Origin of the sequence: Bacillus inaquosorum KCTC 13429 (assembly GCF_000332645.1) — a bacterium.
GTDB lineage: Bacteria > Bacillota > Bacilli > Bacillales > Bacillaceae > Bacillus > Bacillus inaquosorum.
Window position 1 is genome coordinate 362,252 of record NZ_AMXN01000002.1, and the last position, 17,528, is coordinate 379,779.

The 17,528-nt window shown below is 41.7% G+C and carries 20 protein-coding genes; 6 read left to right on the forward strand and 14 right to left on the reverse strand.

Translation table 11 applies throughout. The features are described from left to right. Window positions 1-124: 124 nt before the first annotated feature. The gene (locus BSI_RS14680; RefSeq protein WP_003237453.1) at window positions 125-454 is read right to left on the reverse strand and encodes a hypothetical protein; all 330 of its coding nucleotides are present in this window, start codon (window positions 452-454) and stop codon (window positions 125-127) included. 40 nt (window positions 455-494) lie between these two features. Then, window positions 495-686 (reverse strand): helix-turn-helix domain-containing protein, encoded by a 192-nt coding sequence (locus tag BSI_RS23245; RefSeq protein ID WP_032731973.1) that lies wholly within the window; start codon window positions 684-686, stop codon window positions 495-497. Between the two features lie 209 nt (window positions 687-895). Between BSI_RS23245 and BSI_RS14670 the strand changes: the two genes are divergently transcribed. After that, window positions 896-1,285, forward strand: coding sequence for a helix-turn-helix domain-containing protein (locus tag BSI_RS14670; RefSeq protein ID WP_045384214.1), 390 nt, complete (start codon window positions 896-898; stop codon window positions 1,283-1,285). 222 nt (window positions 1,286-1,507) lie between these two features. Here the strand turns inward: BSI_RS14670 and BSI_RS22720 are convergent, their stop codons facing one another. Both BSI_RS22720 and BSI_RS14665 read right to left on the reverse strand, forming a co-directional pair. Beyond that, a complete protein-coding gene (locus tag BSI_RS22720) occupies window positions 1,508-1,720 on the reverse strand; it encodes a hypothetical protein (protein WP_162532065.1) in 213 nt (70 codons plus the stop codon). Further along, complete coding sequence (locus BSI_RS14665) at window positions 1,659-2,843, reverse strand: AimR family lysis-lysogeny pheromone receptor (protein WP_249033902.1); 1,185 nt, start codon at window positions 2,841-2,843, stop codon at window positions 1,659-1,661. The genes BSI_RS22720 and BSI_RS14665 overlap by 62 nt, the downstream gene beginning before the upstream one ends. 299 nt (window positions 2,844-3,142) lie before the next feature. Here BSI_RS14665 and BSI_RS14660 point away from each other — a divergent pair, with 299 nt between their 5' ends. Next, window positions 3,143-4,300: a site-specific integrase gene (locus BSI_RS14660; RefSeq protein ID WP_003237459.1), complete on the forward strand. Its 1,158-nt coding sequence runs from the start codon at window positions 3,143-3,145 to the stop codon at window positions 4,298-4,300. Window positions 4,301-4,362: 62 nt separating this feature from the next. Here the strand turns inward: BSI_RS14660 and udk are convergent, their stop codons facing one another. From udk to BSI_RS14610, 10 genes are all read right to left on the reverse strand, one after another. After that, the gene (udk, locus tag BSI_RS14655; protein ID WP_003237461.1) at window positions 4,363-4,998 is read right to left on the reverse strand and encodes a uridine kinase; all 636 of its coding nucleotides are present in this window, start codon (window positions 4,996-4,998) and stop codon (window positions 4,363-4,365) included. Between the two features lie 5 nt (window positions 4,999-5,003). Further along, window positions 5,004-6,272 carry a peptidase U32 family protein gene (locus BSI_RS14650; protein WP_003237463.1) on the reverse strand — a complete coding sequence of 423 codons (1,269 nt, stop codon included), beginning with the start codon at window positions 6,270-6,272 and terminating at the stop codon, window positions 5,004-5,006. 18 nt (window positions 6,273-6,290) lie between these two features. Beyond that, window positions 6,291-7,220, reverse strand: a complete 930-nt coding sequence (locus BSI_RS14645; RefSeq protein WP_003237465.1) for a peptidase U32 family protein — start codon at window positions 7,218-7,220, stop codon at window positions 6,291-6,293. A gap of 5 nt (window positions 7,221-7,225) precedes the next feature. Continuing rightward, window positions 7,226-7,879, reverse strand: coding sequence for an O-methyltransferase (locus BSI_RS14640; RefSeq protein WP_003237467.1), 654 nt, complete (start codon window positions 7,877-7,879; stop codon window positions 7,226-7,228). Window positions 7,880-8,030: 151 nt separating this feature from the next. Continuing rightward, window positions 8,031-9,113 (reverse strand): endolytic transglycosylase MltG, encoded by a 1,083-nt coding sequence (gene mltG / locus BSI_RS14635; RefSeq protein ID WP_003237469.1) that lies wholly within the window; start codon window positions 9,111-9,113, stop codon window positions 8,031-8,033. Between the two features lie 136 nt (window positions 9,114-9,249). Continuing rightward, window positions 9,250-9,531 (reverse strand): DUF1292 domain-containing protein, encoded by a 282-nt coding sequence (locus BSI_RS14630; RefSeq protein ID WP_003237470.1) that lies wholly within the window; start codon window positions 9,529-9,531, stop codon window positions 9,250-9,252. Window positions 9,532-9,548: 17 nt separating this feature from the next. Beyond that, window positions 9,549-9,965 (reverse strand): Holliday junction resolvase RuvX, encoded by a 417-nt coding sequence (ruvX, locus tag BSI_RS14625; protein WP_003237472.1) that lies wholly within the window; start codon window positions 9,963-9,965, stop codon window positions 9,549-9,551. Window positions 9,966-9,972: 7 nt separating this feature from the next. Further along, window positions 9,973-10,239 (reverse strand): IreB family regulatory phosphoprotein, encoded by a 267-nt coding sequence (locus BSI_RS14620; protein ID WP_003225903.1) that lies wholly within the window; start codon window positions 10,237-10,239, stop codon window positions 9,973-9,975. Between the two features lie 84 nt (window positions 10,240-10,323). Beyond that, entirely contained in the window at window positions 10,324-12,960 is a 2,637-nt protein-coding gene (gene alaS / locus BSI_RS14615; RefSeq protein ID WP_003237474.1) for an alanine--tRNA ligase, read from the reverse strand. A gap of 333 nt (window positions 12,961-13,293) precedes the next feature. After that, the gene (locus BSI_RS14610) at window positions 13,294-14,355 is read right to left on the reverse strand and encodes an AI-2E family transporter (RefSeq protein ID WP_003237476.1); all 1,062 of its coding nucleotides are present in this window, start codon (window positions 14,353-14,355) and stop codon (window positions 13,294-13,296) included. Between the two features lie 198 nt (window positions 14,356-14,553). Between BSI_RS14610 and BSI_RS14605 the strand changes: the two genes are divergently transcribed. The 4 genes from BSI_RS14605 to BSI_RS14590 are packed head-to-tail and all read left to right on the forward strand — an operon-like array spanning window position 14,554 to window position 17,509. After that, window positions 14,554-15,282: an amino acid ABC transporter ATP-binding protein gene (locus BSI_RS14605; protein ID WP_003237478.1), complete on the forward strand. Its 729-nt coding sequence runs from the start codon at window positions 14,554-14,556 to the stop codon at window positions 15,280-15,282. A gap of 21 nt (window positions 15,283-15,303) precedes the next feature. After that, entirely contained in the window at window positions 15,304-16,125 is an 822-nt protein-coding gene (gene glnH, locus BSI_RS14600) for a glutamine ABC transporter substrate-binding protein GlnH (RefSeq protein ID WP_003237479.1), read from the forward strand. A gap of 60 nt (window positions 16,126-16,185) precedes the next feature. Further along, on the forward strand, window positions 16,186-16,836 hold the full coding sequence (locus BSI_RS14595; RefSeq protein ID WP_003237480.1) for an amino acid ABC transporter permease: 651 nt from the start codon (window positions 16,186-16,188) through the stop codon (window positions 16,834-16,836). A 16-nt stretch (window positions 16,837-16,852) separates the two neighbouring features. Then, on the forward strand, window positions 16,853-17,509 hold the full coding sequence (locus BSI_RS14590; protein ID WP_003237481.1) for an amino acid ABC transporter permease: 657 nt from the start codon (window positions 16,853-16,855) through the stop codon (window positions 17,507-17,509). Window positions 17,510-17,528: the final 19 nt, after the last annotated feature.

The following is a 17,528-nucleotide window of genomic DNA, read 5'->3' on the forward strand; positions in this document are numbered from 1 at the left end:
ACTTCGGATAACCTTTCCACCTTGCGAGAGAAGTTTATCCAAAGCCTTTTTATGAGTTAACTCAGACTCACTGATCACTAAGTGAAACCTGTTATTTTGCCAAACATGACTTACTAAGAACATTTCATCCAATCCTTTCCGCTCTGGTGCAATTTTTTTGAGCAATCCACGCCTCGACTGCACGCCGCGAAAACCTCTGTTGTGTTTTTCCTGAGCCGGGCCGCCCTGGTAGCTCAAATACCGGAAAATCAGGCTGACTGAAATATAATTCTTCTGCTGTTCTGGCTGTGCATTTTAAGATCCCCTCGTATACTTCTTTTTTAGTCAGAAGTTGATCTTGTGAGGATAAGACCGAAATCATTTCTTGAATTTTAGGAATCAAAGCAGCACTCACATTTGCAATAACGTCGTTTGTAATTCTTTCGATATCCGATTGTTCGAGTTCTATTTTCATACTTACCTCCCGTTTTGTGTCATAATAGTACACAAAGTGTCTAAAAAAAATATTCCACTGGAACATTTAACACTTGAGAAATCCTATCCAAAGTTTTTAGACTTGGATATATTTTTCCGGTTTCAATCTTACTAATATAGGAGCGAGAAAGCTTTAGCTCTTCTGCTAAACATGTTTGTGTAAGATTATTAGCTTTTCTTTTGGTTTGTATTTTCGATCCCAGCTCTCTCATGATCACTAAAAATCACATCCTCTCTAAAAAAAATGTTACAAATAAGACCCAAAACAAATATAACACTCTCTCATTTTTTTGGCAACCCTTTAAATTCGTTTTTTGAGACTATATGTCACCATGACATGTTATAATGAGTACACATTGGATATATAGTCAAATAAAAAAACGAGTTATCTTAATATATGATTTGAAAAAGGTGAGAAAATTTGTCAAACAATACGGGTGTAAAATTAAAAAAGTTAAGGAAAAGCAAAAAGTTAACTTTAAGAGACTTAGCTGATAAATTAGGAGTGACACACAGTTACCTATCAAAAATTGAACGTGGTGTTACCAATCCATCATTGAAAATGATTAATTCGCTTGCTGAATTTTTCGATGTTGATCAGTCTTATTTTTTCACCGATGAAAAAAACCTCGACAATTTCACTGACGAAGAATTAGAACTCACTTTTGAACGCGACTTATCTATAGAAAACCTGAGAGAGAAATACAATTTAACACTTGGTGGTAAAGAAGTTTCGGATGATGAAATAAAAGTGATGTTAGAAGTATTAAAAGCATATAGAGAATCAAAGGGCGGCTCTCGTTCCGACTGACTCATTCTCTAATAACTGCTTCAATTTTTCTAAATATTCATCCAGTGAAATTTCTTTTTTCATTGTTAGTAGCCCCTTTTGCGAACGTTTGTTCTTATTATAATTGAATACATACTAAAAATAAATGAGTACATAAGGATTTCCTATTTTCTCGTTTTGTCAAAATAGGAAATCCTCTTTAAAAACACGAAAGACGTTGCCTATGTATTTGGCAGCGTCTTTTTAATAAAATATAGCTTTTTCTTTTTTAGGCTTTGGTGCTTCTTTGGATAACTTATAACTCATTCCAACCGGAGGATCAGCCAGTTGTTTAGTTCCAGTTGATGGAACAACTATATTGCTTTTCGAACCCGGAGCATCCTCGCTATTTGCACTAAAAACAAATGCTAGTGCTATTGCTAAAGTAATCAAAACTCCTATAATTGTCTTTTTCACTAATTTTCACCTCCCTTTTTAATATATTATAATCAACTCCTAATTTTAGCAACTCCATTTTTGGTAGATTTGCTCTAAAGTAATCTTTCTTTTCACAAAAAACATGTAGCGATAAAAGCAGCTTCTCCTGACTTCGTTCTCTTCTTCCGTCAAAATAAAAAGCTAAAGCTGAATAGTATTTGTCATCATAAAAATATTTCAAATTAACTTTATTGACTACGGATTTAATAAAATCAGTCACTATATATTCTTTCGGTACAGGTTTGTTCCAGAAAAGGTTTGCTATAGCTAATTGTTCTCTTAAGTCATTAGCTACAAAATATCTTTCTTTCGTGTTGTTTAACTGAATTCCTTTCTTGAGAAAGTTTGATGTTTTCTCGTATGATTCAAATAAATATGATAAACCCAATATAAAATAACCATTAGTCACAGAGTTAACACTAAAATTTCTTTCAATAAGCTTTTCAGCAGCTACTCTGGATTTATCTATCTCGTTCTCAAACTTAAGATGCATATTGGCGAGAGCTTCGTCTGTGCGGCTTAAAAATGCTTTTTTAATAAATGGATCTTTAATTTCAGGAAGCATATTGTGAATTTTTTTTATGTAGTGCAGAGATAAATCATACTTCTCACTGTAATAAAAACAAAGCATCTCAAGAATTTGCAATAGTGTTTTTAAGTCATGAGAATTGGGTTGCAGCTTTTTCAACATTTCGAGGTAATCAACCTCGCTATAAACACGATTATATTTTGACCATAGTTGCCACTGGTAGACTATTGCCCATTCCTTTAACTCTCTGTTATTTCCGTCCAAAGTTTTGTTGAGCAACATGCAAGTGACTGAGTCTAAACTTTTAGAATGAGCATATTCAAAAGCAGTTTTTATATTTTTTTTAGTCGCCTCAAGACAGCATTGCCGCATGATTTCGACCTCGTTATCCTTATCAAGATAACGTACTATCTCTAACACCATCCAAAGTGAAATTTCTTGCCCATTCAAAAACTTGCTTAAGTGGGCAGCACTAATTCCAATTTTATCGGCAATCTCTTTCTGTTTTTCATCCGAAGACTCAATTATACGCTTTAAATGATTTCTAACATCAACTATATCTTCACTCATCATAATCACCATTTCAAAATTAATTTAACATACCGAACAAAAAAAGATTGTCGATTAATGACGAAAGAGTCAAAGAAAGAACAAAAAATCCAAATAGAAATAATTTTCCGATTCTTCTTTATTATACCACAATTCTGACTAAAAAGATATATTTTATATGTTATTTTAGTTCTAAACTAATAAAATCAATTACTGTTTGATTCACTGCCTTAGTATCATACTTTGTGGATTTTTTCCTACAAAAACATTATGTAACATTGCATAATAGTATTAGAGTCTATATTAAATTGGAGGGAATAGCCGTGGCAAGTTATAGGAAGCGTGGGGATAACTGGGAATATAGAATCACTTACAATGATCCTATAACCAGAAAACGTCGAGAAAAAACAAAAAAAGGCTTCCGAACAAAGAAAGAAGCTATGATAGCAGCTGCAGAAGCTGAATTAAATATCGATCAACATTTTTACGAAAAGAACGACTCCATTACAATTTCGGAGTATTTAGACTTATGGTTTGATACGTATAAGCACACTGTCAAAGAAAGTTCATGGAAGGCTCGGAAAGACAGCATGGTCATCATAAAAAAACATATCGGAAGCATCAAGGTAAAAAACATCAATGCGTCTATGTATCAAAAATTTCTGAATGATATTGCACCTAATTATGCAAAGAATACACTAACAGGCGTACACCAAGTTTTTAAGATGATGACTAAAAATGCTATGAGAGATTCATACTTCAAACTTGATCCACTTGTGGGGATTCGTTTGCCTCGTACAAAAGACGCTGAACGAGTCACAGATGATCAGGATCTGAAAGACATAAAATTCTGGGAGAAGGAAGAGATATCTAAATTCCTGCAATGTGTAAAAAGGAGAGGACGACCGCAAGATTTAGCCATGTTTGTTCTACTCGTTTATTCAGGGCTTAGAATTGGTGAAGCTGTGGCTTTAAAATGGGACAAGGTAGACTTTGAAGAATCTATCATACGAGTCCGCCATACGTTGTATCAACAAGGCGGTCTGAGAGACAATTATAAATTGCTCAGTCCCAAAACTTCGTCATCAATACGAAACGTTCCTGTGCCGCCTCAAGTCATCAACCAATTAAGAATACTAAAACACATACAGAATCACATCAAAATGGAAAACCGCGATCAGTATAAGGATGAGGGATTTGTGTTCACAGACAAAATCGGCCGCCCTATCCCAGCCCGAAATTTCAATTACAAATTAGACACTTATATAAAAAAATCCGGTGTCACCCGGATCACACCCCATAACCTGAGGCACACATATGCATCACTTCTAATTGACGCAGAAGTTAAATTGAAAGAAGCTCAAAAACGCTTAGGACATGCTTCATCAAAAACAACCTTAGACATTTATTCGCACATCATGAAAGATACAAAAACAGAAGCAATCGTTCAATTTAATGCCGTTGCAAATGATATTTTTTAAAAAAACGTGGGCAAAAAATGGGCAAGGTCGTTTTTCAGACCTTGCCCATCCACTTAAAACGCCTATTGTATAAGGTTTTTCTCTAGTATCGTCTGAATCTTTGTGACCATCAGATCAATTGCGACGTGATTCTGTCCGCCTTCCGGGATAATAATATCAGCGTATCGTTTCGTCGGCTCGACAAATTGGTTATGCATCGGGCGGACAACTGACACATATTGTTCAATAACAGAATCAATAGAGCGGCCGCGCTCATTAATATCTCTCATAATCCGTCTGATGATACGCAAGTCAGCGTCTGTGTCAACGTAAAGCTTGATATCCATCAGATCACGGAGCCTTTTGTCTTCAAGAACAAGAATGCCTTCAAGGATAATAACATCCTTTGGCTCTACGTGAACCGTTTCTTCTGAACGTGTGTGAAGCTTATAGTCGTAAATCGGCTTTTCAATCGGGCGGTAATTCAATAGATCCTGAATATGCTCGATTAAATAGTCATTATCAAACGCAAGCGGATGATCATAGTTTGTGTTCAGCCTTTCTTCAAATGGAAGATGGCTTTGGTCTTTATAATAAAGGTCTTGCTGGATCATTAAAATCGAGTGTCCTTTAAATTGTTCATAAATTGACCGTGTGACACTCGTTTTTCCTGAACCGGAACCTCCTGCGATTCCAATGACTACTGGATTCTTACCCATGGGTGTTACTTCCCCTTTCTCATCATGTTGCTCGGATAAATCTTTTTGTCTAGTTTGAATTTGACAATTTGCAGGGGATGGCGGGCAGCATCTAGCTCATTTCCGTCTTCGTCCCAAATGGTTTCAATCGTGTGTGTAAAGTTTTCGATTTCCGGACCGAAAAATTCCACTTCGTCGCCTTTTTTGAAGAAATTGCGCTGCTGAAGCGTGACCATTTGTGTGTCTTCATCATAATTCAGCACTAAGCCGACAAAATCAAACGTCGTTTTTTTGGCATGCTCGCCGAACATTTGCTCTTCATAGCCTGGCGTTCCTTCAAAGAAAGCTGTCGCAGTGTCCCGGTTGGCGCACTTATCAAGCTCTTCAAGCCATTCTTTTTGAATCACAAAGTTATCCGGATCAGCACAATAAGCGTCAATTACTTTGCGGTATACGCTGACTACTGTTGCTACATAGTGAATTGATTTCATGCGACCTTCAATCTTTAAGCTGTCGATGCCCATTTCGATCATTTTCGGAATGGATTCAATCAGCTTCAAATCTTTCGGGCTCATCGCAAATGGCGCATCTTCTTCACCATACAAAGCAACAGCGTTAGCACCGTCTGTTTGATAGAGATCATAATCCCAGCGGCATGACTGGCAGCAGCCTCCGCGGTTGGAATCCCGCGCTGTCATGTGATTGCTCAGGACACAGCGGCCGGAATATGCGATGCACATCGCGCCGTGAATAAAGGATTCGATTTCGATATCTACTTTTTCTTTCATTTCTCTGATTTCGAGCGCGCTTGTTTCACGTGCCAGCACGACGCGGTCAAGGCCTTCTTCCTTCCAGAACTGGACAGCCTTCCAGTTTGAAAGAGACTGCTGCGTGCTCAAGTGAACCTCAACATTCGGCGCCACTCTGCGGCATGTTTCGATAATAAGCGGATCTGCCACAATGATGCCGGCAACGTTGGCGTCTCCGAGCGCTTTTAAATATTCTTCAAGCCCGTCCATGTTTTCATTATGGGCGAAAATATTCGTCGTTACATAGATCTTCGCGCCATATTTCTTAGCGAATTCAACGCCCTCTGCAATTTCTTCGATCGTAAAGTTATCGGCATTCGAGCGCAGCCCGTATTCCTGTCCCCCGATAAAGACCGCGTCCGCTCCGTAATGAACAGCAATTTTCAGCTTTTCAAGATTACCCGCAGGTGCGAGAAGCTCCGGCTTTTTCGTAATCACACGTTTACCATTGACGATTGTGGATATTTTATCATTTACGGCAGTCATAGCTTAACCTCCTTTTGATTAATAAACCGTTTCTTTGAAGAAGAATCCGGTATCGATTTTTCTGTTAACTGGCTGGATGCTTTCAATGCGTTCAATCCAGTCTTCTTTTTTCGCTTCGTATTCGTCACGGTTTTCCACACACAGATCAATGGCTTCTCTGTACATTTTGGTGACTTCTATTAGGTATTCAGGCGTTTTCAGGACACCGTCGATTTTGAAAGAATCAATGCCTGCATCTATTAATTCTTCTAGCTCATCAATGATGCACACATCGTTCGGGCTCATGATGTGCGTGCCGTTTTCATCTTCGAAAATCGGATATTTGTTATCACGTTCTTTATCGTGCAAAAACATGCCCGATTCTTTTTTCTTTCCTTCAATGTCCATGACTTTGCCTTGGTATTCAAAATAGTTTCCAATCAAAGAACGCTTCGATTGGAACATACATGTCATTCCATGCACGTGGATTTCAATTTCGACTTCAGCGTTTTCTTTAATCTCCACAATGCTGTCCATATTCAACTCTCTGGCAAGCACAGAACGTGCCGCGCCTTTGCGTCCCCAGTAATTGCATGTATAGTAGTTGGTGCCTGTAGTTTCTGTGCTCCAATGAAGCTTCAGGTCAGGCGCAGATTCACGGGCAGCCATAAGCACGGCAGGATCGCCGAATACCGCTGCATCGACACCGGTTTCCGCTAAGAAAGCCAGATATTCGCCAAGCTCTCCCACTTTATCGTTATGGAAAATTGCATTTACAGCAACGTATACTTTTGCCCCTTCTTTGTGAGCGATCTCTACAGCTTTTGTTACATCTTCACGAGAAAATTCTCCGGCTAATCTCAAGCCGTATCTCTGTTCTCCAACTAAAAACGCAGTTGCCCCCGCCTGTATCAGCGGCAAAATGTCCGCTGTACTCGTCGGCGTCACTAAGAGCTCTGGTTTTTTCATGACGTTCACCTCTTCTTTTTACTAATCGCAAGTCCGTCCCCGACAGGAATAATCGCAGTTTGATAATCCGGATGATTCATCAGCCAATGATTATATTCATCAATTTTTGTTATCAGCCTGCGCCTTCTTTTCGGTTCTATTTTGCTGTAATCCTCTGCCACCAGACCTTTAAACAGCACGTTGTCTGTTATAATCACCCCGTCCGGTGAAAGCATCGGTTCATATAAATGAAAAAAGTTTTGATACTGACCTTTTGCAGCGTCAATAAAAATGACATCGTAAGGCGCGGTCACATGAACGGCGTCGGCTAATTCAAGCGCGTCTCCGTAAAAAACATGAATCCGGTCATCAAGCTGAAACTCCTTGATATTGTTTACCGCTTCTTCATGCCGTTTCTCATTGCGTTCAATTGTATATATTTCAGCAGACGGCAGCTCCAGCGCCATTCGAATGGCGGAATAACCAATGGCCGTTCCGATTTCTAGTATTTTTTTCGGCTGTTTCACAGACAAAATTTGAAGCAGCACCTCCATGCCCGCTTTTTCCATGATCGGGACATGATGTTCTTCTGCATATGCTTCAAGCTTCTTCACGTTTTCCGGCCGAGGCTTCAATAATGCTTCTATATAGTCATTTATTTGTTCATAGCGGTCAGTCACAACAAACAGCCTCCCGTTCTAAAAAGGAGTGCCCCAGTCTTTTACACAGGACACTCTCTGAATACATCATGATACATCGGTAAACAACCCGATATATTTTATCATAAAACCTTGCGGAAAGCGAACAAAAGGAGAGCTTTTTGCTCTCCTTTTATTTCTCATTTTTTGAGGAAATGTATTTTTCTTTTGCTTTATTATGCTCTTTTAGCGTTTTTGTAAATACAACCTCACCATTTGATTTGGCCAAGAAGTACAGATAGTCTGTTTTATCCGGATGCAGCGCCGCTTCCCATGACGACATGCCGGCATTGGCAATCGGCCCTGGCGTCAGTCCCGTGTTTTTATACGTATTGTACGGTGATTCGATTTCCAGATCCTTATAAAGAACCCGGTCTTTATGCTTGCCTGCCGCGTATAGCACGGTAGGATCTGTTTGAAGCGGCATTTTCTCTTTCAGGCGGTTATAAAAGACGCTCGCAATTTTATGGCGATCGGCTTTTTCAGTTGCTTCTTCTTCAATTAAAGAAGCCATTGTCAGCAGCTTATGCACAGAAAGTTTATTTTTCTTCATTTCTGCTTTATAAGTTTCCACATAAGAGTTTGTCTGTTTGACCATTGCAGTAATAATGTCTTCAAGTGATGTATCCGGATCGTTAAAAGGGTATGTAGCCGGGAATAGGTACCCTTCCAGCGGATGCTTAATGTTTTTATTGAAAACATCGTTTGTAACAGTGTCCGGAAATTCTTTCTTGAGCTGATTGATAAATGTTTCATCGTCCAGCTTCGCTATGACTTGTTTTTTAGAGTATTTCGTTTCATCAGCAATAGCGGCTGCAATTTGTGTCAGCTGTTCTCCCTCAGTTACCGTGATTTGAAAGGCGTAGCCTGTAGCCCCGCTTGTCAGCTTATGAATAATGGCATCTAAATCCATTCCTTTATTCAGGTGATAGAATCCCGCCTGAAACCCGGAAGCACCTTTATATTTCACATAATACTGAAATGCCTTCTCGCTTTTTATGACATCGTTTTTCTTCAATATCGATGCGATGGCCGAAACAGACGATCCGCTCGGAATGTTAATATTAACTGTCGTTTTACTGTTTTCCTCAACAGGTTCAAGCAATGATTTCCCATATAAAAATGCCCCGCCAACGATGAGAAGCAGCACAATAATGGAAGACAGTATGATTCTTTTTTTATTTAAAAATGATTTTTTTTGCTGATTGATATACATTAGGTCTCCTCCCATCAGCTCTTATACTACATGATTCATTGTATTTCGGCAATTTATTACAAAAAAAGGGTGAAAGAGGCCTTCATACAGCAGAAAAAAAGCCGGAGCAGTATGGCTCCGGCTTTGGCGCGGTGTTTTATTCTTCGTCTTCGTCCGCTAAGAATGTGTTTAGTGTTTCTTCGATCATATCCCATTCCTCATCAGTTTCGATCGGGAATAGCTCACCGTTTTCACCGTCTTCGTTTGGCGTGAAGCTGGAAGCAAGAATTTCTACTTCTTCGTCATCTTTTGTTTCAATTGGGTAGTACAACACATAAGACTTGTCAAACTCTTCGTTTTCAAATGTAAACAGCACTTCACAAAGCTGTTCATTTCCTTGATCGTCAACAATTGTAATATTTTTTTCGCCGTGTTCCATTTTCTTCACCTCTGGCTTTAATTTAAGCTGTCGAGATATCCTTGCAATATCATAACAGCCGCCATTTTATCAATGACTTTTTTTCGTTTTTGCCTGCTGACATCAGCGGCAATCAGCATTTTTTCAGCCGCCATTGTGGTAAGACGCTCGTCCCACAGCACAACAGGAACATTGTACGTTGTTTCAAGCACTTTCGCAAATGTTTGGCTGGCTTCGCCTCTCGGCCCGACTGTTCCGTTCATGTTCTTAGGAAAGCCGAGCACGATTTTATCTATAGTATGGTCCTTTATCAGTTCAGATAAACGGGATAAACCATAATCGCCTTCCGCTTCATTTATCTTTATGGTCTCAATGCCTTGAGCAGTCCAGCCCATTTCATCGCTCAGAGCAACACCGAGTGTTTTGGTTCCTAAATCGAGTCCTAATATTCTCATTCTTTATTTACGCCTCTTTATGCTGTTCTAAATAAGACTTTACCAATTCCTCGATTAATTCGTCTCTTTCAAGTTTGCGAATTAAATTGCGAGCGTCACGATGCCTAGGAATATAAGCGGGATCACCTGACAGCAAGTATCCGACAATCTGATTGATTGGATTGTAGCCCTTTTCCTGAAGCGCGTCATACACTGTAATCAGCACCTCATTTACGTTAGTCTCAGCAGAATCATCGGAGAAATTAAATTTCATCGTTTTATCAAACGAGCTCACCGTTTTGCACCTCTTTCCCAAATTCGCAGGCAAAGTTCAGCCTGGGGTCCTAATCTTACCATCATTCTACACTACATGGGCAAATTATAAAACGGATTTTACCCAATCTTCTACAGAAGCCAAAGCTTCTTCTAATTTTTCCGGCTGTTTGCCGCCTGCCTGCGCCATATCCGGACGGCCTCCGCCGCCTCCGCCGCAAACTTCCGCAGCTTGTTTGACCAGCTTGCCGGCATGAAGGCCCTTCTCAATGAGATCCTTTGTGACTCCGGCAGAGATATTGACTTTATCATTTTGTACCGCACCAAGCACGATCACCGCAGAGCCAAGCTTTGCTTTCAGTTCATCCACCATTGTGCGGAGATGGTTCATGTCTTTCGCATTTACTTTTTCCGCAAGCACACTCACGCCGTCAACTTCTTTAACTTTTGACAGAATCGCTCCTGCTTCAACATTGCCGAGTTTCGCAAGAAGAGATTCATTTTCTCTTTGTGCATCCTTCAGTTCAGTCTGCAGAGCCGCAACCCGTTTCGGCACTTCTTTGATATTTGTTTTCAGCTCGTCAGCAGCCTGCTTCAATACTGAGATCTGGCTGTTCATTTCGACGTAAGCGCCTTGTCCTGTTACAGCTTCAATCCGTCTTGTACCTGCTCCGATTCCGGATTCAGAAACGATTTTAAACAGGCCGATTTCTGCTGTGTTTCTGACATGGCAGCCGCCGCACAGCTCTAAACTGTAATCTCCGACTTGAACGACCCGGACAATATCGCCGTATTTTTCGCCGAACAGAGCCATCGCGCCCATTTCTTTTGCTTCAGAGATCGGTTTCAAATCAATGCTGACCGGGATGCTCGCCCAGATCTTTTCGTTTACGATTCTTTCAATTTGTTCAAGCTCTTCTTTTGTCACTTGGCCAAAGTGCGAGAAGTCAAAACGAAGACGGTTTTCAGTCACAAGAGATCCTGCCTGATTGACATGAGTTCCAAGAACGTCTTTTAGTGCCTGATGCAATAAATGCGTTGCCGTATGGTTTTTAATGACGCCGCTTCTCATATGGTCTTCAACTTCAGCAGTAACATGCAGGCCTTTTTGAACAGTGCCGCTCTCCACAACACCCTCATGTACATGCTGGCCGTTCGGCGCTTTTTGCACATCTTTAATTCTCACCACTGCCTGTTCGCTGCGGAGATAGCCTTTATCGCCGATTTGGCCGCCGCTTTCTGCATAGAACGGGGTTTCATCAAGAATAATTTGAACGCTTTCTCCTTCGTGAGCCTCTTCAATTAATTGTCCGTCCTGAAGAAGCACAATGACATTGGCATCAGCTTTTGTTTGAGAATAGCCGACAAATGTGCTTTCATCGGTCACGTCGCGCAATGCGCCGCCCTGCACCTGCATGCTGCCGACATCCTGGCGGGCGTTTCTTGCCCGTTCACGCTGCTGGTTCATTTCTTCTTCAAAGCCTTTATGGTCAACCGTCATGTTCTCGTCTTCTGCGTATTCTTCCGTCAGCTCAACTGGGAATCCATACGTGTCGTACAACTTAAATACGTCGGCACCTGAAATAACGCTGCTGCCCTTGTCTTTTTCTTTTTTGATCATTTCTGACAGGATGGCAAGCCCTTCATTAAGTGTTTCGTGGAAGCGCTCTTCCTCGGTTTTGATGACTTTTGCGATGAAATCCGCTTTTTCTTTCACTTCAGGATAGAAATCTGCCATGATTTCAGCGACAACCGGCACTAAATCGTACATGAACGGACGATGGATGTTGATCGTTTTGGCATAACGCACGGCCCGGCGCAATAAGCGTCTTAATACATAGCCGCGGCCTTCATTTGACGGAAGCGCCCCGTCACTGACAGCAAAGGCAACCGTTCTGATGTGGTCGGCAATCACTTTAAACGCAGTGTCCTTCACATTGTCTTTGCCGTATGTTTCACCAGAAATGGTTTCTGTTGCTTTGATGATCGGAACAAACAAATCGGTATCAAAGTTTGTCGGAACATTTTGGATGACAGATACCATTCTTTCAAGTCCCATGCCCGTATCAATGTTTTTCTTCGGAAGCGGCGTGTACGTGCCGTCAGGGTTATGGTTGAACTCAGAGAACACAAGGTTCCATACTTCTAAGTAACGGTCGTTTTCTCCGCCAGGATAAAGCTCCGGATCTTCTGGATCATTACCATATGCTTCACCGCGGTCGTAGAAGATTTCCGTGTTCGGCCCGCTTGGCCCTTCACCGATGTCCCAGAAGTTCCCTTCAAGACGGATAATTCTTTCTTCAGGAATACCGATTTTTTTCGCCCAGAACTCATACGCCTCTTCATCTTCAGGATGAACCGTAACAGAGAGAAGCTCTTTGTCGAAACCAATCCACTTGTCACTCGTTAAAAACTCCCAAGCCCATGTAATGGCTTCTTCTTTGAAATAATCGCCGATGGAAAAGTTTCCGAGCATTTCAAAGAATGTGTGATGGCGCGCAGTTTTACCTACATTTTCTATATCGTTTGTTCTGATCGCTTTTTGAGCGTTTACGATTCTTGGATTTTCCGGAACAACACGGCCGTCAAAATATTTTTTCAGCGTCGCAACACCGCTGTTGATCCAAAGCAGTGAAGGATCCTCATGAGGCACTAATGACGCGCTTGGCTCTACCGCATGTCCTTTTTCTTTAAAGAAATCCAAAAACATTTGACGCACTTCCGCAGAAGTTAAGTGTTTCATTGTATTTCCTCCTCTATAAAAATCGAAATTCTCTTCAGTGACAGCAAAAAAGCCCTCCCCCTATGCAAACCACACGTTTACACAGGGACGAGAGCTGTCTCGCGGTACCACCCTGATTACGGACATTATCATTCGCCCGTCACCTTTTACCCTGTAACGCAGGATGTGCGGCAGTGATTAACTGCACTCAGGATTAGCTTCCTCCGATCTTCTGATAAAGCTCCTTTCAGCTTGCGGAGCTTCTCTCTTTAACAGGGCTTCGGCGTACTCAGATCCGTCACTCGAGATTCGTATGTATTCTACGAGAAATTATAGACAAGCAGCACGCCAATGTCAATGCTCCGTCCTCATCCGCAAAAAATGGATCATCATCACTTTTAAAACAGCCGTCGCGGGAACAGCCAGAATCATTCCGACGATTCCCGCAAGCTCTCCCCCGGCAAGGAGCGCAAGCATGATGACGACAGGATGCATTTTAAGGCTTCTGCCCACAATGAACGGACTGAGGATATTCCCTTCCATAAACTGCAGAATAAATACTGTAATCACCACAACAAGAATTGCTTTCACTGAGATCGTCATTGCAATCAAAAGCGCAGGAACCGCTCCAATGAAAGGACCGAAATATGGTATGACATTCGTTATCCCAGAAATAAGTCCCAAGATCAGCGGATATGGAAGCCCAAATATCCAGAACGTAATGCCCGCCATCACGCCGAGAATCAAACAGACCAGAAGCTGTCCGCGGATGTAATCGCCAAGGGAGTCATCCACATCCCGCAAGAAGGCACTGCCCCGCTTTCTCCACGACTTCGGAGTCAAGTACCATACTGTTTTTTTCATCAACTCAATATCCTTTACCATATAAAACACGAGAAAAGGGATGGTTGCCGCAATTAAGAAATAATCAAGCACATTGCGGATTCCGCTGATTGCGCCCTCGATCGTTCCCGCGAAAAACGCCTCCGTCTGGCGGATCATTTTGTCTATACGATGATGCATGCCGTCAGGCCAGTCATCAGTATGGTTATGCACATGAAGAAGGAGCCCGTTATACGTTTCGGCAAACATAGGTATATTTTCTGATAAATCCGTCAGCTGCACGATTAAAACAGGTACCCCTTTATACAGCGCCCAGCCAAGTCCGCCAAAAAAAAGAACATAAATCACCAAGATGCTCAAAGTCCTCGGCAATCCTTTGCTGTGCAGCCACTCCGTGACCGGAAGTAATAAATAAGAAATAAAAATGGAAATAATCAAGGGGATAAAGATCGTTTTTATAACGAGCCAAAAGGGCGACCATAACATATCAAGCATAAAAAAGACATAGACTGTTAACAGGACCAGCAAACAAATTGCCACCCATAACAAAAGCTGCACCGGTTTTTGAAGCATCTGCTTTCACCTCTTCTATATCTTTTGAGGTTTATAAGGAATTATTCTTTATGTTTCTTCAGTCAGTCAGAAGTCATGAACATTTTTTCACATTAAATTTTCAGAAAAGTTTGACGTTTAAGGTTATATTACTTTTGATTACATTAAAAGGTAGTGATTTTCAAACAACTTGTCTGAAGTTTTGATAGGAGGATTGCGATGATCACATTTCAAAATGTAAACAAGCATTACGGAGATTTTCATGTGTTAAAGCAAATTAATCTTCAAATCGAAAAAGGCGAAGTCGTTGTCATCATCGGCCCATCCGGCTCCGGTAAAAGCACATTGCTCAGATGCATCAACAGGCTGGAGACGATCAGTAAGGGGACGCTGACAGTAAACGGCACTGTCATTAACGACAGAAAAACTGACATTAATAAAGTGCGGCGGAACATCGGGATGGTATTTCAGCACTTTCATTTATATCCGCATAAAACAGTGCTGCAAAATATCATGCTGGCGCCTGTAAAAGTGCTCGGACAATCACCTGAACAAGCAAAGGAAACGGCGCGTTATTACCTTGAAAAAGTCGGCATCCCAGACAAGGCTGACGCCTACCCTTCCCAGCTTTCTGGCGGACAGCAGCAACGTGTAGCCATCGCAAGAGGACTTGCGATGAAGCCGGAGGTCATGCTGTTTGACGAGCCGACATCAGCACTTGATCCCGAAATGATCGGCGAGGTGCTTGATGTCATGAAAACACTTACGAAAGAAGGCATGACAATGGTTGTCGTGACGCACGAAATGGGGTTTGCCAAAGAAGTTGCCGACCGCATTGTCTTCATTGACGGAGGAAAAATTTTAGAAGAAGCAGCACCGGCTGAGTTTTACGCGAATCCGAAGGAAGAACGGGCCCGCTTATTCTTAAGCCGTATTTTAAATCATTAAAACAGAAATGGGGGAACTTGTATGAAAAAGATTTTATCTTTAGCATTCATTTCTTTATTCGCTGTCATCTTGCTTGCCGCTTGCGGCAGCAAGGGGTCAAACGGAGAAGCCTCAAAGGAAAGCAAAAAAGATACGCTGGCCGCCATTAAAGACAATGACAAAATTGTCTTCGGCGTAAAAACAGACACCAGACTGTTCGGTCTTAAAAACCCGAGCTCAGGTGAGATTGAGGGTTTCGATATCGATATTGCCAAGCAAATCGCTAAAGACATTTTAGGTGACGAAAAAAAAGCTGAATTTAAAGAGGTCACCTCAAAAACAAGGATTCCTATGCTGCAAAACGGGGATATCGATGCTATTGTCGCCACAATGACGATCACTGAAGAACGAAAAAAGGAAGTTGACTTTTCTGATGTCTATTTCGAGGCTGGGCAATCGCTGCTCGTGAAAAAAGGCAGCAAAATCAAGAGTGTTGAAGATCTTGGCAAAGGCTCAAAAGTTCTTGCAGTAAAAGGCTCCACCTCCTCTCAAAACATTCGTGAAAAAGCGCCTGAAGCATCTGTTTTAGAATTTGAAAACTACGCAGAAGCCTTTACGGCGCTCAAATCAGGGCAAGGCGATGCCCTCACAACGGATAATGCGATTTTATACGGGATGGCTGACGAAAATAAAAATTATCAATTAACAGGAGAGCCTTTTACAGATGAGCCTTACGGGATCGCCGTAAAAAAAGGGCAATCTGCTCTCGCGAAGGAAATTAACGCTTCACTCAAAAAGATGAAGTCAGATGGCAGATATGATGATATTTATAAAAAATGGATCAAAGAAGACCCAGCTGAATAACGACCATCCCGGGATGAGCAGGTGATGCTCATCCCGATTTGATAAGGAGTGAATAGGCAGATGAATGTATCAATTCTTTTCGATAACTTCGGCATGTATATGGACGGTTTTTACCATACTCTGCTCGCAAGTATCATCGCGCTGGCCGGCAGTTTTGTTCTCGGCGTTGTTGTTGCGGTTATGAGAATTACAGTCTTTAAGCCGCTGCAATGGCTCGGGACCGCATATGTGGAATTTATCCGCAACATCCCTCTTCTTTTAATTACCTTTGTTTTCTATTTCGGCCTTCCAAGCGCAGGCCTTAGGCTTGACGGTTTTCAAGCGGGAACGGTCGCACTCACCATTTATACCTCTGCGTTTATCGCAGAAGCCATCAGAGCAGGCATCCAATCTGTTTCAATAGGACAGATGGAAGCGGCGCGTTCGTCAGGCTTTACCTACAGCCAGGCCATGCTCCATATCATTTTGCCGCAGGCAATCAAAATCGTTATTCCGCCATTGGGCAATCAATTTTTAAACTTAGTCAAAAACTCTTCGATTCTCGGAGTTGTAGCCGGATTGGATCTTATGTATCAGGCCGATTTGGTCTCTTCGAGCACACTCGTTGTATTTGATGTTTATATTTTTGTGGCGCTTTTTTACTTAGTGCTGACGATACCGCTTAGCATCGGTGTTAACTATTTGGAAAAACGGCTGGAAAGAAGCTATTGATAAGGAGTGAGATACATTGGATTTTATCGGAGCTTATTCGCGAGAGCATTTAACGTTTTTATGGGATGGCTTTCTCGTCACCTTGTACGTTGCTTTCATCTCCATCATTCTGAGCTTTTTCTTCGGTTTAATCGCAGGCACCCTGCGCTATGCGAAAGTTCCCGTTCTTTCTCAATTGATTGCGGTTGTCGTTGAAACGATCAGAAACCTCCCCTTGCTATTAATTATTTTCTTTACGTTCTTTGCCCTTCCGGAAATCGGGATTAAGCTTGAAATTACAGCTGCAGCAATTACAGCATTAACGATTTTCGAATCCGCTATGCTATCTGAAATTATCCGAAGCGGGCTGAAATCAATTGATAAAGGACAAATTGAAGCGGCGCGCTCCTCCGGGCTGAGCTATACACAGGCCCTGTTCTTCATTGTCATGCCGCAAGCGCTTCGCCGCATGGTTCCGCCAATCGTAAGCCAGTTTATTTCTTTATTAAAAGATACATCGCTTGCTGTAGTGATCGCCCTGCCCGAACTGATTCATAACGCGCAGATTTTAAACGGCCAAAGCGCAGACGGCAGTTATTTTTTCCCGATCTTTTTACTTGCGGCACTTATGTATTTTGCAGTCAACTACAGCCTTTCACTCGCAGCCAGGCGCCTCGAGGCACGGCAAACATAGAAAAGGATACTCTTCGGAG